The organism is Paenibacillus sp. NPDC058367 (assembly GCF_042723305.1).
GTDB lineage: Bacteria > Bacillota > Bacilli > Paenibacillales > Paenibacillaceae > Paenibacillus_AQ.
Genome location: NZ_JBHXIZ010000003.1, coordinates 245,230 through 261,145, shown reverse-complemented (window position 1 = coordinate 261,145; position 15,916 = coordinate 245,230). Strand labels below are relative to the sequence as shown.

Annotated in this window: 14 protein-coding genes; 11 read left to right on the top strand and 3 right to left on the bottom strand. The window is 43.9% G+C overall.

From position 1 onward, the window contains the following. Positions 1-14: 14 nt before the first annotated feature. Complete coding sequence (locus tag ACFWMP_RS18025; protein WP_042190339.1) at positions 15-236, top strand: hypothetical protein; 222 nt, start codon at positions 15-17, stop codon at positions 234-236. A gap of 91 nt (positions 237-327) precedes the next feature. On the opposite strand, the gene ACFWMP_RS18020 is transcribed toward ACFWMP_RS18025, so the two are convergent. Beyond that, complete coding sequence (locus ACFWMP_RS18020; protein ID WP_379424389.1) at positions 328-1,335, bottom strand: ABC transporter substrate-binding protein; 1,008 nt, start codon at positions 1,333-1,335, stop codon at positions 328-330. 210 nt (positions 1,336-1,545) lie between these two features. On the opposite strand from ACFWMP_RS18020, the gene ACFWMP_RS18015 reads away from it, so the two are divergent. The 6 genes from ACFWMP_RS18015 to ACFWMP_RS17990 all read left to right on the top strand — a co-directional run bounded on the left by ACFWMP_RS18015 (position 1,546) and on the right by ACFWMP_RS17990 (position 9,408). After that, the gene (locus ACFWMP_RS18015) at positions 1,546-2,604 is read left to right on the top strand and encodes a FecCD family ABC transporter permease (RefSeq protein WP_379424388.1); all 1,059 of its coding nucleotides are present in this window, start codon (positions 1,546-1,548) and stop codon (positions 2,602-2,604) included. A gap of 2 nt (positions 2,605-2,606) precedes the next feature. After that, entirely contained in the window at positions 2,607-3,641 is a 1,035-nt protein-coding gene (locus ACFWMP_RS18010) for a FecCD family ABC transporter permease (protein WP_042194295.1), read from the top strand. Between the two features lie 43 nt (positions 3,642-3,684). Continuing rightward, on the top strand, positions 3,685-5,400 hold the full coding sequence (locus tag ACFWMP_RS18005) for an ABC transporter ATP-binding protein (protein WP_042190332.1): 1,716 nt from the start codon (positions 3,685-3,687) through the stop codon (positions 5,398-5,400). A 42-nt stretch (positions 5,401-5,442) separates the two neighbouring features. Further along, positions 5,443-6,483, top strand: coding sequence for an NAD(P)/FAD-dependent oxidoreductase (locus tag ACFWMP_RS18000; RefSeq protein WP_042190330.1), 1,041 nt, complete (start codon positions 5,443-5,445; stop codon positions 6,481-6,483). A gap of 141 nt (positions 6,484-6,624) precedes the next feature. Next, positions 6,625-8,250, top strand: coding sequence for a helix-turn-helix domain-containing protein (locus ACFWMP_RS17995; RefSeq protein WP_379424387.1), 1,626 nt, complete (start codon positions 6,625-6,627; stop codon positions 8,248-8,250). 132 nt (positions 8,251-8,382) lie between these two features. Then, positions 8,383-9,408 (top strand): iron-hydroxamate ABC transporter substrate-binding protein, encoded by a 1,026-nt coding sequence (locus ACFWMP_RS17990; protein WP_231573323.1) that lies wholly within the window; start codon positions 8,383-8,385, stop codon positions 9,406-9,408. A 143-nt stretch (positions 9,409-9,551) separates the two neighbouring features. Here ACFWMP_RS17990 and ACFWMP_RS17985 read toward each other — a convergent pair whose 3' ends face one another. Continuing rightward, positions 9,552-10,571: an ABC transporter substrate-binding protein gene (locus ACFWMP_RS17985; RefSeq protein WP_339266244.1), complete on the bottom strand. Its 1,020-nt coding sequence runs from the start codon at positions 10,569-10,571 to the stop codon at positions 9,552-9,554. Between the two features lie 103 nt (positions 10,572-10,674). Continuing rightward, complete coding sequence (locus ACFWMP_RS17980) at positions 10,675-12,261, bottom strand: helix-turn-helix domain-containing protein (RefSeq protein WP_379424386.1); 1,587 nt, start codon at positions 12,259-12,261, stop codon at positions 10,675-10,677. Positions 12,262-12,408: 147 nt separating this feature from the next. Between ACFWMP_RS17980 and ACFWMP_RS17975 the strand changes: the two genes are divergently transcribed. The 4 genes from ACFWMP_RS17975 (at position 12,409) to ACFWMP_RS17960 (ending at position 15,902) form a co-directional block, all read left to right on the top strand. Further along, positions 12,409-12,768 (top strand): (2Fe-2S) ferredoxin domain-containing protein, encoded by a 360-nt coding sequence (locus ACFWMP_RS17975; protein ID WP_042190321.1) that lies wholly within the window; start codon positions 12,409-12,411, stop codon positions 12,766-12,768. Positions 12,769-12,936: 168 nt separating this feature from the next. Beyond that, the gene (locus ACFWMP_RS17970; protein ID WP_339242795.1) at positions 12,937-13,086 is read left to right on the top strand and encodes a hypothetical protein; all 150 of its coding nucleotides are present in this window, start codon (positions 12,937-12,939) and stop codon (positions 13,084-13,086) included. Positions 13,087-13,256: 170 nt separating this feature from the next. Next, positions 13,257-14,411 (top strand): AI-2E family transporter, encoded by a 1,155-nt coding sequence (locus ACFWMP_RS17965; RefSeq protein WP_379424385.1) that lies wholly within the window; start codon positions 13,257-13,259, stop codon positions 14,409-14,411. An 18-nt stretch (positions 14,412-14,429) separates the two neighbouring features. After that, positions 14,430-15,902, top strand: a complete 1,473-nt coding sequence (locus ACFWMP_RS17960) for a carboxylesterase/lipase family protein (protein WP_379424384.1) — start codon at positions 14,430-14,432, stop codon at positions 15,900-15,902. Positions 15,903-15,916 lie beyond the last annotated feature (14 nt).

Here is a 15,916-nt window from a genome sequence, read left to right as displayed (position 1 = left end):
AGGGGGGATTCCATTTGAAAAAGATTTTTTCCAGAATTGCAGTCGCATTAATGATCTTGACCCTTGTTGCGATAGTCACTTGCTTTTATATTGGTGAATTCACCTATGCGTATGGATTAATTTTGGTGCTGTTTTTCGTATTTGCGGGGATGGGGCAGCTCTATAAGCTTAAAAATGATGAGTATATGTACAAAAAATTAAATAACACTGATGAGTATAATGAATATACTAGATGATATAAATTTAATAGAAACTTCTTATGTATAACCAAAACACCCCACTTTAGGCGATGCCTAATAAGTGGGGTGTTTCTTTATGTGTCTATTCTTATTTCTTACCGTTGCGCTCAAGAATCATATCAACGAACAGATCGATTTGTGCGGTAATGGCAATAGGATCATAGCGATAAAAAGTATCAAAATCGTTGTAGAACAGATGGTCGTTCTTCGCAGCAGCAAGTCCGTTCCAAACGGGTGATTCCTTCAGCTCTTTCAGCTTATCACCTTTTTTATCAGGATCATAAGTAGTTAGGAACATGTAATCCGCTGCATATTCTGGCAATAGCTCCATGGATAGCTGAAGTGTTTGGTTGTCATTGCTGTTCTTAGTAGGCATTTTCAGCTTAAGTGCATTATATAGGGCTTGTCCACCACGGCCTGCATTGTTACCGAAGGTCCATAGCTCACCTTTGTCAGTCAGCTCATAAATTCCGAATGTATCATTATCATTCACGACACCTTTAAGCTTTTCGCGGCCTTCAGCAGCCTTTTTCTCAAAGTCAGCAATGAATTGCTCAGCTTTATCAGGTGCTCCTACAATATCTCCAAACAGTTTTACGGTTTCATAGATGTTCGTAGCAGTTCCGTATGGTATATGAATGGTTGGAGCGATTTTGGATAAAGCATCATAGTTGTCATCGTACATAACTACAATTAGATCAGGTGCAAGCTCTAATGCTTTCTCAGCGTTGACTGGAGCACCAACATCTTGTGTGTTTTTGAGCAGGTCTTTCAAGAAGGGGTTATCAAAAGTACTAGGTTCAACACCTATGACGTTAGCTCCAACGGAGAGTAATTCCCCACCATAATAATCTGTAACGATCCGCTGAGGTCTAACTGGGATTTGAACAGTACCTTTAGTAGTTTCATAGCTGCGCATTTCGGCAGCGGAAGCATCAGGAACAGCTGTTGCCTCTGCACTCGGGGCTGTTGTTGTTTCAGTTGTCGCTGTTGGTGTATTAGATGAAGCATTGTTGTTTCCCCCGCAAGCCGTCACAAATACAGACAATAACATTACGAGTGCCAGGATGGGGAAAAGGGTCTTTCTTTTTAGCATGGTAAACCTCCCTAAGTATATGTACCAAATAATAATGAGAATCATTATCAATATTATTTTCAATTTGAACTGTATCAAAGCTTAGAATTTCTGTCAATGCAATAAATTAAATGGTTCCAATTAAATCTATCTATTGCCAAACCTAGGAAATGTAATTTACAATAGTCTAATGATAATGAGAATCAATTTCACAGAAATAGGGTGGCATTCATGAATCAACAGATAACTACCAGGATAGGAGCCGATAAAGGAGTAGTTAAACGAGAATTTCGTTCACGTCCTTGGGCGGCAACATTAATCTTGGTCGGCGGTCTGGCGCTATTATTATTAGGAATTGCTGTTTCCGTCTCCTTCGGTGCAGCAGATATTAAGCTGTCTGTGGTATGGTCAGCTGTGTTTCACTTTGATCCGGAGATCATGGATCATCAGATTATTAGAGAATTAAGATTACCTCGTGTACTTGGCGGGGCAATGATAGGGGCTAGCTTTGCAGTTGCTGGCGCCATTATGCAAGGGATGACGCGAAATCCATTGGCTGATTCAGGTCTGATGGGTATCAACTCAGGTGCAGGATTTGCGCTTGCACTATGTTTTGCTTTTTTTCCAAATTTATCGTTTATGTATTTGATTCTATATTCTTTCGTGGGTGCCGGCGTAGGCGCGGGCGTCGTATACGGAATTGGATCACTTGCTAAGGGAGGATTAACTCCTGCTCGTTTGGTGCTGGCCGGTACTGCTTTTAGTGCGCTTTTGTCGGCACTGAGTGAAGGGGTAGCTTTATATTTTCACATCGGTCAAGATTTAGCTTTCTGGTATGCGGGAGGTGTGGCTGGAACGAAATGGATCCAACTCAAAATCATGTTCCCTTGGATAGGGGCCGCTTTAATTGGTGCAATGGTAATCTCTCGATCGATCACGATGCTCAGTTTAGGTGACGATGTTGCGAAAGGTCTAGGTCAGCGTACAGGGCTTGTGAAGTTAGCAGGTGCATTAATCGTATTGATTTTGGCTGGATCATCGGTTGCCGTAGTTGGTGCAGTTGGTTTCATTGGACTAATTATTCCGCATTTGACACGATTTTTTGTGGGTGTCGATTACAGATGGATTATTCCGTGTTCAGCGATCCTCGGCAGTTTACTTGCTGTATTTGCAGATTTAACTGCGCGGATGATTAATCCACCTAATGAAACGCCACTTGGCGCTATTATTGCACTGATTGGTGTACCTTTCTTCCTTTATCTTGCACGTAAAGAAAGGAGGGAGCTGTAATGATGGAAAAGACGACATTCGGTTCCTTCGAAGCCGCCAAAAACAAACGGGGCTTAATTATCATGATTTCGTTGGCTGTACTAATTGTGATTGCTTTTATTATTAGTATGAATACAGGTTACATACGTTTGACTCCTATGGAGTTGATTAATACATTGTTCGGTAAAGGAACCGACAAGCAAGAGTTAATCTTGTTTCAGTTTCGGCTGCCACGTATTGTGATTTCCGTTCTAATTGGGGCAGGTCTGGCTGTATCCGGTGCTGTGATGCAGGGCGTCTTTCGTAACGCGTTAGCGGACCCTGGTATCTTAGGGATTAATGCTGGTGCAGGAATTATGGTTATGTTGTTAATCTCTTTTTACCCTACGGCAACCGCGGCTCCGGTGTATCTGTTGCCAATGGTAGCGTTCGTCGGTGCGGGGCTTACAGCTGCCTTAATCTATGCTCTAGCGTATAAACGGCACCAAGGAATATCGCCTATGCGTCTACTGTTGACTGGTGTAGCTGTCGCAGCTGGGATGAGTGCAGCTATGATCGTGCTTACGCTAAGGCTTGATCCAGAAAAATACCAATTCGTCGCTACTTGGCTAGCAGGCAGCATTTGGGGAACAAGCTGGAAGTTTGTACTTTCACTCCTACCGTGGATTCTTATTCTGGTGCCTTATGTCATCTATAAGGCAAGGGTGATGAACGTACTGAATCTAGGGGAGCAGACCGCTGTGGGACTTGGTGCTGCAGTAACGAAGGAACAATTTCGGCTTCTTGCGGCTGCGGTAGGATTAGCAGCGGCGAGTGTCGCTGTCAGCGGTGGAATTGGTTTTGTGGGATTGGTCGGACCCCATTTGGCGAGACGGTTAGTTGGGCCGAAGCATCAACTCATGCTTCCGACTTCGGCACTGCTTGGGTCACTACTCGTTATTACAGCGGATACCATTGGACGCTGGATCCTCCAGCCGTCTGAGATTCCTACGGGTATCGTTGTAGCTGTAATTGGAGCACCATACTTTTTGTATTTGTTAGCCCGTACGAAATCTTGATGAAAGTAGGCTGATCTCTCACCAGAAGGAGCGAATTATTAACATGTTGCGTCGTTTTTTTGCTTACTATAGGCCCTATAAGGGATTGTTTATTCTTGATTTTTCTTGTGCGATTGCTGCTGCACTACTTGAACTGGTCTTTCCGTTAGCCGTTAACCGGGTAGTAGATGATCTGCTGCCAAGCGGCAATTGGAGATGGATACTCTATTCATGCCTCGGCTTGCTGGGGATATATATTGTCAGTGCCTTTATGCATTTTGTCGTCACTTACTGGGGGCATAAGCTGGGGATTAATATCGAATCGGATATGAGAAAAAAGCTTTTTGACCGAGTTCAGAAGTTATCTTTCAATTTCTTTGACAACAACAAGACCGGCCATCTAGTATCCCGGATGACAAATGATTTGATGGACATCGGTGAGATTGCCCACCACGGTCCAGAGGATCTCTTTATAGCAGTAATGACGCTGCTCGGTGTGTTCGGCATTATGCTCAGTATCAATTGGCAATTAGCTATTCTGACGTTTGTGATCGTTCCGCTTATGATTTATTTATCCATGTACTTCAGCCGGAAAATGTCTAAAGCCTTCCACATTATGTTCGCGGATATTGCTGACTATAACGCACGTGTGGAGAACAATGTAAGCGGGATCCGCGTTGTGCAAGCTTTTGCTAATGAGAATCATGAAATTTCCCGTTTTGCGGTCAATAACGAACGCTTCCGTATAACAAAGCTGATGACCTATCGAATTATGGCTTGGAATTCATCCTTTAGCTTTGTTCTCATGAAACTGGTCTCGTTATTTGTTCTCGTATGCGGAACATATTTTGTAATCCAGAAGCAAATGACCTACGGTGAATTTATTGCTTTTGTGATGTTGTCCAATGTATTTTTAGGACCATTACAACAGATTAACTCGGTCATTGAGACCTATCCCAAAGGCATTGCAGGTTTCAAACGTTATCTCGAACTGCTGGAGACGGAGCCGGATGTTGATGATGCGATTGACGCTAAGACAGTTCATGATCTTAAGGGGAATATAACCTTCCATGATGTGGCTTTCGCCTACAGCGATAAAGAGAACGTACTCCAAAATGTGAATCTGTCGATTCAAGCAGGAGAGACCGTTGCTCTGGTCGGTCCATCTGGTGCGGGTAAGACAACGCTTTGCAGTCTACTACCTCGCTTCTATGATGTAAGTGAGGGTAACATTAGCATTGATGGAATTGATATTCGTTCCATGAAGCTTGAATCTCTTCGTTCACACATCGGGATTGTACAGCAAGATGTATTTCTGTTTGACGGAACCATCCGTGAGAATATCGCTTACGGGCGGTTGGGTGCCTCCGATGAAGAAATCTGGGAGGCAGCACGGCGCGCCCAATTGGAAGAGCTGATCAAATCCCAGCCTGCTGGACTGGATACTATGATCGGGGAGCGGGGCGTTAAGCTCTCTGGAGGTCAGAAGCAGCGGCTGTCCATTGCCCGGATGTTCCTGAAGAATCCAACGATTCTCATTCTAGACGAAGCCACATCGGCGTTGGATACCGAGACGGAGTCCGCAATTCAGGAAGCACTTGCAGAGTTGTCACAAGGTCGTACGACGCTTGTTATTGCTCATCGATTGGCAACGATCAAGAATGCCGACCGTATTGTTGTTGTTGCGGAAGGTGGTATCGCTGAACAAGGCAGACATGAAGAACTGTTACAGACTACCGGAATTTACAGTCGACTACATGAGGCACAATTTGGAGCGTAAGAAGCTAAGGGCATCAATAGAATATACTTTTGGAGGGACATAATGAACAATCAACTGGAATTATACGATGTAACGATTATTGGCGGCGGACCTGCTGGGATGTATACAGCTTTTTATAGTGGAATGAGAGACCTCAAGACGAAGTTGATTGAAGCGAAGGATGAGCTCGGAGGAAGAATGCTTATTTATCCTGAAAAAATGATCTGGGACGTAGGTGGAGTAACGCCGACTCTCTGTCATCAGCTGATTGGGCAGCTCAAGGAGCAGGCGCAGACCTTTGAACCCACCATTGTGCTGGGACAGCAAATTATGAATCAAGAGAGACAAGAAGACGGGACATATATCTTAACCTCGTCTACCGGGGAACAACACTGGACACGAACCGTTATTCTGGCAATTGGTTACGGAATCCTACAAATGGCTAAGCTCGAAATCGAAGGTGCGGATCGCTATGAGGTGACGAATCTTCATTATACCGTTCAGGAGCTAGAGCCATTCCGTGGTAAAAGGGTGCTGATCTCCGGCGGAGGAGACTCTGCAGTAGACTGGGCAAATGAACTGGAGTCGATTGCAGCAAGTGTAACGATTGTGCACCGTCGTGAACAGTTTGGGGGTCATGAGAAAAATATTGTGCGGATGAAGGAATCTTCGGTCAATGTCCGCGTGCCCTATGCAGTAAGCCAATTACACAGCAGTAATGGGGAAACGATAGATCAGGTGACGATCAACCACATAGAGACAGGTGAATCAGAGCAATTTGAAGTGGATGCAGTGATCGTAAACCATGGTCTTAAGAGCGATTTTGGTCCGTTAAAAGAGTGGGGCCTTGATATGGGCGAATGGTGTGCGAACGTATCTGATAAGCTGGAGACCAATCTCCCAGGCATATTTGCAGCTGGTGACTTTGTGGATTATACAAGTAAGGTACGTTTAATTGCCGGTGCCTTCACCGATGCAGTTCTGGCGCTTAATAGTGCCAAGCTGTTCATAGATCCAACTGCGGCTAAAGTTGCTTATGTGTCTTCTCACAATGAGCGGTTCAAAGAGAAGAATAAGGCGCTTGGTGTCGTTGACGACCATTAATAGCGGTAAATTCTTAAGGAATAGGTTTGATTTTAATGTTGTGCGTATAGGGCTTCTTATCCATTTCGAGCGGAGAGAAGCCTTATGCGCCTTCTTTATATTTCAAGGTTTAATAGCCTGATGATCTGGAAGGGAGCAGGAATGAAGCTATCTAATAATAACCTGGTACACAGAATTTATATGTTAAAAGAGGCTGGGAAACGCCAATGCGGCGGTGGTCACATCAATAATCTCCAGATGGCCCAGTCCCCACTCTTCCTGACACCAAAAGAAGCTACCGTTCTAATAACCATTGAAGGAGAGACAGTAGCTCTTAAAATAGGTGAAATTCTTTTTTTAAGTGCAGGTACGATTTATCATATTAATGCTTCATTAGAGACCGTTATCTCTGTTCTAGCAATCTCCTATGAGGTATATGGGCTAAGCAATAGCACTGAGCAAGAATTGGTTTATGGACTTTGCCGTGAATTTTTTCCGGTCAATGGGATTTTACCAGTACGTACGACGAATAAAATAACCCGCTTATTCAGCGAATTGGAAGATGTTGCTGCCAATAATTTAGAAGTACAGGCAGATAGAATTCAATCCTTGCTGTATCAGCTGCATCAACTGGTCGTAGAGGCTGACACTGAAGCAGACATAACGGATAGTTCATATTTCAGAATGCTCTCTTATATTCACCAGAACATCCAAAAGGAGATTACGCGAGAGATGATGTCTAGAATGATGGGATTTAATCCTCGCTATTTCTCAGTATGGTTCCGCAAGCAGACGGGGTGGAGCTTCACCGAATATGTAGCTCATTTAAGAGTGAATAAAGCGAAAAAATATTTAATGTCCAGCCAAGCAACAATCCAGCAAATTTCTCAAAAAGTAGGCTATTCAGATGGACTATATCTGAGCCGGAAATTCAAGCAAGTCACCGGGATGACTCCAACAGATTTCCGTTTGCGTCCCAAACCGAAGCGGATTGTAGCGTTGCAATTTTTCGGGGATTTACTTGCGCTGGGTGTGAAGCCTGTCGCGGTTGAAAAAGATGTGATGAACTACTCATTGCTTTTACAGCCGGAACTGGCGGATGTACGATCGTTTGAGTTGCAGGGATGTTCGGCGGAAGCGGACTTGTCTGGACTGGAAGCTGATATAGTCATTGCACCGACCTATCTGAGCCCCCGTCAGCTTAAATGGATGGAAAAATTGGGTCCACTAGTTACGGTGGAATGTGATGAAATGGACCGCTTAGAACAGATTCGTTTATTCGGCAGACTGCTGGGAGAAGAGGAGAGGGCAGAAGCATGGATAAGACACTATCATTTGAAAATAGATTTGGCCAAGCAGCGCTTGTCCTCACTAATTGAATCTGGTGAAACGGTAGCGGTGTATGAGATTAGGCAAGATAACAGTATTTATATCTGGAATCATACAGCCCGAGGTGTGTACAATCTGTATCCAATGCTAGGGTTAGCTCCGCCGGACAAGGTAAGGTCAGATGTTCTGGAGCGGAATGATCATCTATGCATCTCATTGTCGGAATTGCCAATATACGCGGCTGACCATATGTTTGTGGTTGTATCAGGACGAGAGGACTGGATGTCGAGAACACGTAAACGCATTAGCAAGAGTGTGGTTTGGCGCAATCTTCCAGCATTCAGAAATGAACGCATATATTTCCTCAAGCTTGAGGAATTTTGGGGCAGCGAAGGGCTTGCACTCGAACGTCAGTTGGAGATACAGACAGATTTGTTAACCGGCCATAAGTTAAGCTGACAATCGTCCATAGCCAAATTGATGTATTAGCGTGTATATATGTTTTCCCACGGAGACGTTATATTAAACATGGATCTAAATGATATTGATTATCAATATCACAATAATATAAAGTCTCAAGGGGGATTTACATTGTACAGAGTAATATCGTTAGGAAAAACAAGTATGATAGCCGTTGTACTTACGCTGGTGCTAATGTTGAGCGCATGCGGACAAGCTGCTAATCAGGGGAATGCTCCAGCTAGCACGTCTGCTGAAGTGGCTAAAAGCACTAATGATTCTGTAGTTGCCAGCACGGAGCCGGCTGCTGATGCAGAGTACTGGACATACGAAAGCGATAAAGGTCCGGTGCAGATCCCACGCAATCCACAAAGAATTGTAATTCCGGTACAAGACTTTATCGGTGATCTTCTGACGCTGGGGGTGACGCCCATTGCCGTAGCTGGGAATGACATCTTGAATCATCCATATTTCAAAGAGGCGCTTACAGGTGTAGAAGTAGTGGGTGATGACATGACGGTGTCCCTGGAGAAAATAACGAGCCTGGAACCGGATTTGATTATCACTTATCAGGAAGATACCTATGAGCAAATCTCCAAGATTGCTCCGACTGTCTTTATTCCTTGGGGTAAATACGACTATAAGGAACGATTGATTGAGATCGGGAAAATCTTGAACAAGGAGCAGCAGGCTGTAAAATGGGTGACGGATTTCAATCAGAAGCTGGAAGCGAAGAAAGCGGAATTGGCCGATCTGATCGCAGCTGACAAAAAGGTGGCAATCTTTGAAATTGCCGGTAAAGAGCTGTTTCTATACGGTTCGTCATATGGGCGTGGTGGAGAGATTATATACAACGGATTGGGGCTGCATGCACCTGATCTTGTCGAAGAGGTAGCCTTTAAGGAAGGCTGGGCTTCCCTTTCTCTCGAAACGCTGCCCGAGTATCTAGGAGAAGCTGATTATATATTCCAAGGCTTCAGCCGTGGTGTGGAGCAGGATAAGCTGGACATTCTGGACAGTGTCTTCTGGCAAAGTCTACCTGCTGTTAAGGCGGGTCATGTGTTCACCTACGATCTCAAAACTTATTATCTCTCTGATGCTTATGCGCTGGACAAGCAGCTGGATGAGATAGTCACGTTGTTGAAGTCCCTGCAATAAGTTAAATTTGAAGCGTGAGATAACAACACTCACAGATAAAACGCCTTTAGATGCTTATAAGTTATCTTAGTAGGAATTTTGTACAACAATAAAGGGATGTCCGCTTAGCCGCTATGGCTTCGGACATCCCTTTTCCTCATGCATTATTTATTATTTATTAGCCAATCGGCCAGCTCTTCGGTCTGGGTTAATACCGCGATAGGGTCATAATACCAGGAACGTTCTTCTTTCCAAACATAGAGGTGTCCATTTTTGACTGCAGGAAGGTTGCCCCAAAATGAATCAGCCTTGTAATCAGCTTCTGTAAGGTTATTTGAGGTTAAGATAATATAATCTCCGGCATACTTAGTTAACGCTTCTTTAGATATTTCCGCCCATTGTTTCTCCATAATCTCCGCGGCTACTTCTGTAGGCGGCTTGCGACCAAGCGCTTGATAGATGGGCTGTCCGCCTCGGCCAAAGTTATCGCCATAGACCCAGATGGATTTTCCACCGTCTTCCATGATGGAGAAGGTTGCATCTGCAGGTAGGACCTTGTCCACTTTTGCTTTAGCTTCGGCTATCCGTTTGTCATAATCTGCAAGCCAATTCTTTGCTTCTTGTTCCTTTCCAAGGAGTTCTCCGAAATAGGTTAATTCTGCATGAGCATCTTTTAAATCCCCGTAAGGCACAATGATGGTAGGAGCAATTTTGCTAAGCGTTTCATAGCTTTCTGCTTGTCCCGAAATAATCAAGTCAGGATTTAGTGCGATGATTTTTTCAGGTGACATTTTACCGTACGCCCCTGTGTCTGTAACACCGGTAAGAGCCTCCTTATAATACATATTCTCTAAGGTCAAGCCTGGAGCTCCGATAGGAATGGTATCAAGAGCTATTAGACTTCCCAAGTATTCCTCAGCGACAATTCGTTTAGGATGAACAGGGATTTCAACATCACCTTTTACGGTACTTACTGTCTTGACAGTAGGGGTTTCAGCACTTTCTGCTTCTTGATTAGTTTCGGTTGGTGCTTGTGTTGCTGCTGTTGTATTACTGGTACCACCTGTATTCTCCACCGTAGTATTGGAATTTCCACAAGCTGATAGGACTAGAATTAACGTCAGCATGAAGGGAAATAGAAGCCAATGATTCTGTTTCGAAGTATTCTTTTGTAGATTATGCAATTTGTTGTTCCTCCTATGGTAATTGATTATCATTCTCAATAAGAACTTTACAATCTTCTCTGGTTATTTACTATGGACGAATATGATCTTCGTTTGTGCATATTTATGATGTCATCACATGCAGCAATTCTTTAAGCTGTGCTTGAGAAGACAGCGGATCAAATCCATAGAACATGTCACCCTGGTTCAGGATGTATACCCGATTGTTACGGACTGCATCTAACTGCTTCCAATCACGAGAACGCAGAAGGCGAGAGAGGCGTTTTCTTCCCTCAGAAGATGATGGGATGCTAGTGATAATAATAAAGTCTGCAGGATAGGTTCCGATTTCCTCAATAGATGACACTAGATACCCTGAATCCATTATTCCGTTCTCCATAATGATGGATGGTGGCTTGAATCCAAGATCTCCGTACAAAATCTGACACCCCCTACCGTAACTGCTACTGAAACAATAAGCTGCTCGGGAACTAAGCTCCCAAACGATAGCTGTCCCTCTTTCCGATCCTATCGAATGATTCAGTTTCTTATTGGCAGTATGGCAGAGCCCATCGTAATGACCTAGCCATTCTTCTGCTCGCTGTCGCCGGTTGACTACATCAGCGATCAAGCCAAATTGCTCTCGCCAGCTCATTTGCATAAAGGGTAATTCAATGACCGGAGCAACTGGAGTCAGCATCTTATTCTCAGGAATATTGTAGCTGATAATGATATCTGGCTCTGCTAAAGCTATCGAATCAAATAGAAGGGAAGAGTTACCTTCGTTCATCGTAAGTTGTTTGGAGGCTGGCACTTGCTCTAAGCTCCGATGCCAATCCGAATAAACACCGAGTTGAGGCATAATTTCCAGTACCCGTAGGATAGCTGTGTGATTGTAGTTTAAAGCAACAATTTTTTTGTTCTTATTCTGATAGGCTGTAGGTGAAAGACCCACAAGCTGCTTGAATTTACGGCTCAGATAAGTTCCTTCTTCATAACCAACCTCATGCGCCAGTGTTGTTAGATTTGGGGAACTGGTGAGGATTCGCTGCTGTGCTCTGCGGATTCTTAACAGTGTAATATAAGCGCTGAAAGTTTGACCCATAATTTTACGAAAGGTACGTGAGAAGTGTTCAGGGCTTACCCCAGCTAACGTAGCCATCTGCTCCCGAGTAATATCTTCGTTGTAATGAGCTTCTATGTATTCAAACACATTTTCAATCCATCCTCCTGAAGTCTCCTTTTTTGCAGTCAGTTCATGATGAAGATCCACAATGAATTGGGTGAATAATTGCTGGACCTTAAACGGTTTCCGATCATCGGGTTCTATCCAAGCACTGTAAAGCTCACCAGACAATGCGATCAATTGTGTGGAGGCGTGGTGTAAGGCTGGGCTGCCATTTAGAGAATAATGCTCTTGCCTACGGTTGGGCATACTGGTGTACTCTATCCACATCCCCTGTAACTGTTGCTCATTCTCTAGCTTCAAATTTGAAGTTGCAGCAAAGATCATGATGTTTCCGGATTCGAGGCTATGAAGTTCGCCATCTATCTCAAGCTGACCTTTACCTTCCCAGACAAACATAATACAGGAATTCGTAGCTGGGATGTTATCGGTTGCGTAGTGGGAAAGACTTGTTAGGCTACTAATCTTAACAGGCATATAAAAAGGATGGGAATGATGTGGCATCCCGCCGGATTGGATGGGCATGGTAGAAGTCGCTCCCTTTTTTCAATGATAATCATTCTCAATTATAGTATACCAGTCTTTCTTTCTATTGACTATAATGGCTCTTATGATAGTGTTTAGAATAATCCGCTAACGAATATTTTTAGGTATGAAAGGAATGGGGATTTCATGACAACTTGGAATTTACAAGGAACCGTAAGTCACTTGTTGATATGTAATGGTAGCAGCTGCAAGAAACATAAAGGTGAAGAGGTAGCTGAAGCGATAGAAGATGAGATTGAAAAGCAAGGTGCACAGAGTCTTATACATACGACGGTAACCCGTTGTAATGGTAGATGTTCAGATTCCTGCGTCGTAATCGCATACCCTGAAGGCGTGTGGTATAAAGAGATCACACCTAAATCAGCGAAATCGCTAGTACGGAAGCATTTACAAGGCGAGAGACTTGAGGATCATCTGCTGTATACATATGATGGTCAGCTGATGGCTGCAAATGACAAGGGAGCTAAAGGGAAGAAGAAAAAATAGCTGTTCACTGATCGAAGGTTCGCAGCTAAGTGAAATCTAAGTAGAAATGATTGAAGTACCGTCAATGCGCTGGCGGTATTTTTTTGTCTTTTCAGGAAAGCAACTTCGTTTCTTTTTGTTTAGTAGAGGATTATGATTGAATGAAAGGAAGATCTGGGGGGAATAGACATGTTTAAGAGGTTTACAGTGGATGATCATGCAGAAACGGCGCAGTTGTTTACGGAATCTTTTTGTGAATTACATGAAGAAACTTTTCATACATATATGATGCTTGCGACTGAAAAATACAGTACTACGATTGCAGAATTCATGGCGTAACAGATGCCAAAAACCCGGATTCTAACAAAGTATATCAATCGATTGGTTTTGTGGAGGCGGGCAGAACTGCAGATATCAAATTTGACTTGCGCCCCTAACGTTGACTATGCTATTAAAAAGTGAATAAAATAACACTTCATATAAGGTGGCGCATGAGGGGAGAGGGTTCGATGGAGAGGCTGCAAGTGTGGCCGGGGAAGTTTAAGAAGTTTTTTCTGAACAATAAATTTGTGGTAACCTTACTTATTTTATTGTTAACTGGGGTAACTATCCTGGTGTTCTCAAAGATACCATTTATTTTTACGCCTATATCTGTATTGCTGCACACGGTGGCTGCACCATTGTTACTATCCGGTATCGCTTATTATTTGCTGAATCCGTTAGTAGACCTGATGGGAAAAAGATTCAGGATGAAACGTGTGTATGCAATCATTATTCTTTATCTGTTAATTGCGGGTATTATTACGTTGATTCTGGTGATGGTGATTCCGATTCTTCGAGCGCAATTATCTGGTTTGATTGACGATTTTCCAAGGTATAGTGACTTGATCCAGGAACGATTTATGAATCTGACGGGAAGCGAATTCTTTGGTCAAGTTCAAGATAGTATAGGAACTAACCTAAGTGAAATCACCAGTAAAATTACGGCTTGGGGCACTTCTTTTCTGAATAATGCGCTAACAGGTGTAGGGAGCTTCGTCGGAGCCGTTACGGAGATTGTGCTGGCGGTGGTGACGACACCGTTTATTCTATTCTACTTGCTTCGTGATGGAAAAAGATTGCCAGATTACATTTTGAAATTTGTACCTACCGCGCTGCAGCCGCAGACTCGGATGGTAATGTCGGAGATGAACGCCCAGGTATCTTCCTATATTCGAGGGCAAATTATAGTAAGCTGCTGCATTGGTGCGCTGCTCTATATTGGCTACTTGATTATTGGTCTGGAGTATTCACTTGTCCTTGCCATTGCCGCTGCATGTACAGCAGTTGTTCCCTATTTGGGTCCGGCAATTGCTATTACACCAGCCTTAATTGTGGCCATGGTCACTTCACCATTTATGCTGCTGAAGATGATCATCGTTTGGACGGCTGTACAGCTGATTGAAGGAAAGTTTATCTCTCCGCAGATTATGGGCAAGACACTGAAGATTCATCCGATCACGATCATTTTTGTGATTATTTTTGCCGGCAAAATGTTTGGCGTTCTTGGCATTATCCTTGCAGTTCCTGGTTACGCGGTGCTCAAGGTTGTATTTACACATATTTTTCAATGGTTCCGGTTCCAGTCCGGATTGTATAAGCAGATTGAAGAGAATAAGGAATAATGTGGAGGGTGAAATGTAATGGTAGGACCGATAGCAGTAACCTCTTACGGTAAGCTTCAAGGACGAGAGGAGGATGGCGTGAACGTTTGGCGTGGAATCCCTTTTGCCGCTCCACCAGTTGGAGAGCTTCGATTTCGTGCGCCGCAGCCACCAGAAGCTTGGAGCGGAATTAGAGATGCTTCTGAATTTGGTCCAGTTAGCCATCAGCCAGCGGATACGAGAGGTACGCGTTTCGGTGGCTTAACACCTCGTCATTCTGAAGATTGTTTATATTTAAATGTATGGTCACCTGCATCCCCAGGCGAGGCACTCCCTGTAATGTTTTGGATCCACGGGGGTACATTTGTGACTGGTGCTGGAAGTCAGCCACAGTTTGATGGCACTAGCTTCGCGAAGAATGGTAATGTAGTCTTGGTGACGATTAATTATCGACTGGGACCATTTGGTTTTATGCATCTGTCTTCGCTTGGTGATGGATTTGCGTCTAATCAAGGCTTGCTGGATCAAATTGCCGCGCTGGAATGGGTAAAGCTTAATATTTCCGCCTTTGGAGGCGACCCTCAGCGAGTTACGGTATTTGGAGAATCAGCTGGCAGCATGAGTATCGCTGCCCTTCTGGCTATGCCTGCTGCAAAGGGATTATTTGCTGGAGCGATCATGCAAAGTGGGGCTGCTCAAACCTTGCCAAATCAACAAGGAAAAGATATTGCTGTAGCATTACTTACTGAACTAGGCATTTCTCCTGATGGAGATACTAGCCTACTTAATACGTTCTCAGCGGAACAAATTATAGAAGCAGCCACAAGAATGACTATTAAATTAACGGGTGGTTCAATAGGCATGTTATTTCAGCCTGTCATTGATGGGGATACGCTTCCTGTAGATCCTGCACAGGCTGTGGCAGAAGGATCAGCCCAGGGGATTCCGTTGTTGATTGGAACCAATCGAGATGAGGGGAATTTATTTTTCAGGGGAGAAACACCAGGTGCAGACTTTGATGAATCGCTCAAGGCGCTGGAGCAGATGATGGGAACTGGAAGTCTGGCGGAGGTTGCCAGCCACTATTCTTCTACATGGGAAGGACAGGCGGAGATTCTAACGGATCTATATTTCTGGGGAACCTCTATATCCTTAGCTGAGAATCAATTGGCCTATGCGCCTGTTTGGATGTATCGTTTTGATGGGACGGTCCCTGGCCATCCATTGTTAAATAAAGCTGTACATGGTGCGGAAATTGTCTATGCTTTTAACAATCTGTCTCATGTAACTCGCTTGGGTGCGGAAATTACGCCAGCGATGCAAAAATTGGCTGAAAGTATGCATGCGGCATGGATTGCCTTTGCTCATCGAGGAAACCCAGCTACATCTGAGCTATTATGGCCTGAGTATAATCTGGAAGAACGTCCTACACTGATCTTTGATGAAGAGATGCGAGTAACTCAAGATCCCGATTCAGAGAAACGCAAGAGAATTGTCTCTATTCTGGTTTGAGAAGTCTGAGGAGA

Excerpts from the sequence above, each read along its gene's own strand:
- ACFWMP_RS17980 (WP_379424386.1), bottom strand. The coding sequence starts at position 12,261 with ATGCCCATCCAATCCGGCGGGATGCCACATCATTCCCATCCTTTTTAT.
- ACFWMP_RS17970 (WP_339242795.1), top strand. The coding sequence starts at position 12,937 with ATGTTTAAGAGGTTTACAGTGGATGATCATGCAGAAACGGCGCAGTTG.
- ACFWMP_RS17975 (WP_042190321.1), top strand. The coding sequence starts at position 12,409 with ATGACAACTTGGAATTTACAAGGAACCGTAAGTCACTTGTTGATATGT.
- ACFWMP_RS18005 (WP_042190332.1), top strand. The coding sequence starts at position 3,685 with ATGTTGCGTCGTTTTTTTGCTTACTATAGGCCCTATAAGGGATTGTTT.
- ACFWMP_RS17960 (WP_379424384.1), top strand. The coding sequence starts at position 14,430 with ATGGTAGGACCGATAGCAGTAACCTCTTACGGTAAGCTTCAAGGACGA.
- ACFWMP_RS18000 (WP_042190330.1), top strand. The coding sequence starts at position 5,443 with ATGAACAATCAACTGGAATTATACGATGTAACGATTATTGGCGGCGGA.
- ACFWMP_RS18010 (WP_042194295.1), top strand. The coding sequence starts at position 2,607 with ATGGAAAAGACGACATTCGGTTCCTTCGAAGCCGCCAAAAACAAACGG.
- ACFWMP_RS17995 (WP_379424387.1), top strand. The coding sequence starts at position 6,625 with ATGAAGCTATCTAATAATAACCTGGTACACAGAATTTATATGTTAAAA.
- ACFWMP_RS18020 (WP_379424389.1), bottom strand. The coding sequence starts at position 1,335 with ATGCTAAAAAGAAAGACCCTTTTCCCCATCCTGGCACTCGTAATGTTA.
- ACFWMP_RS18015 (WP_379424388.1), top strand. The coding sequence starts at position 1,546 with ATGAATCAACAGATAACTACCAGGATAGGAGCCGATAAAGGAGTAGTT.
- ACFWMP_RS17965 (WP_379424385.1), top strand. The coding sequence starts at position 13,257 with ATGGAGAGGCTGCAAGTGTGGCCGGGGAAGTTTAAGAAGTTTTTTCTG.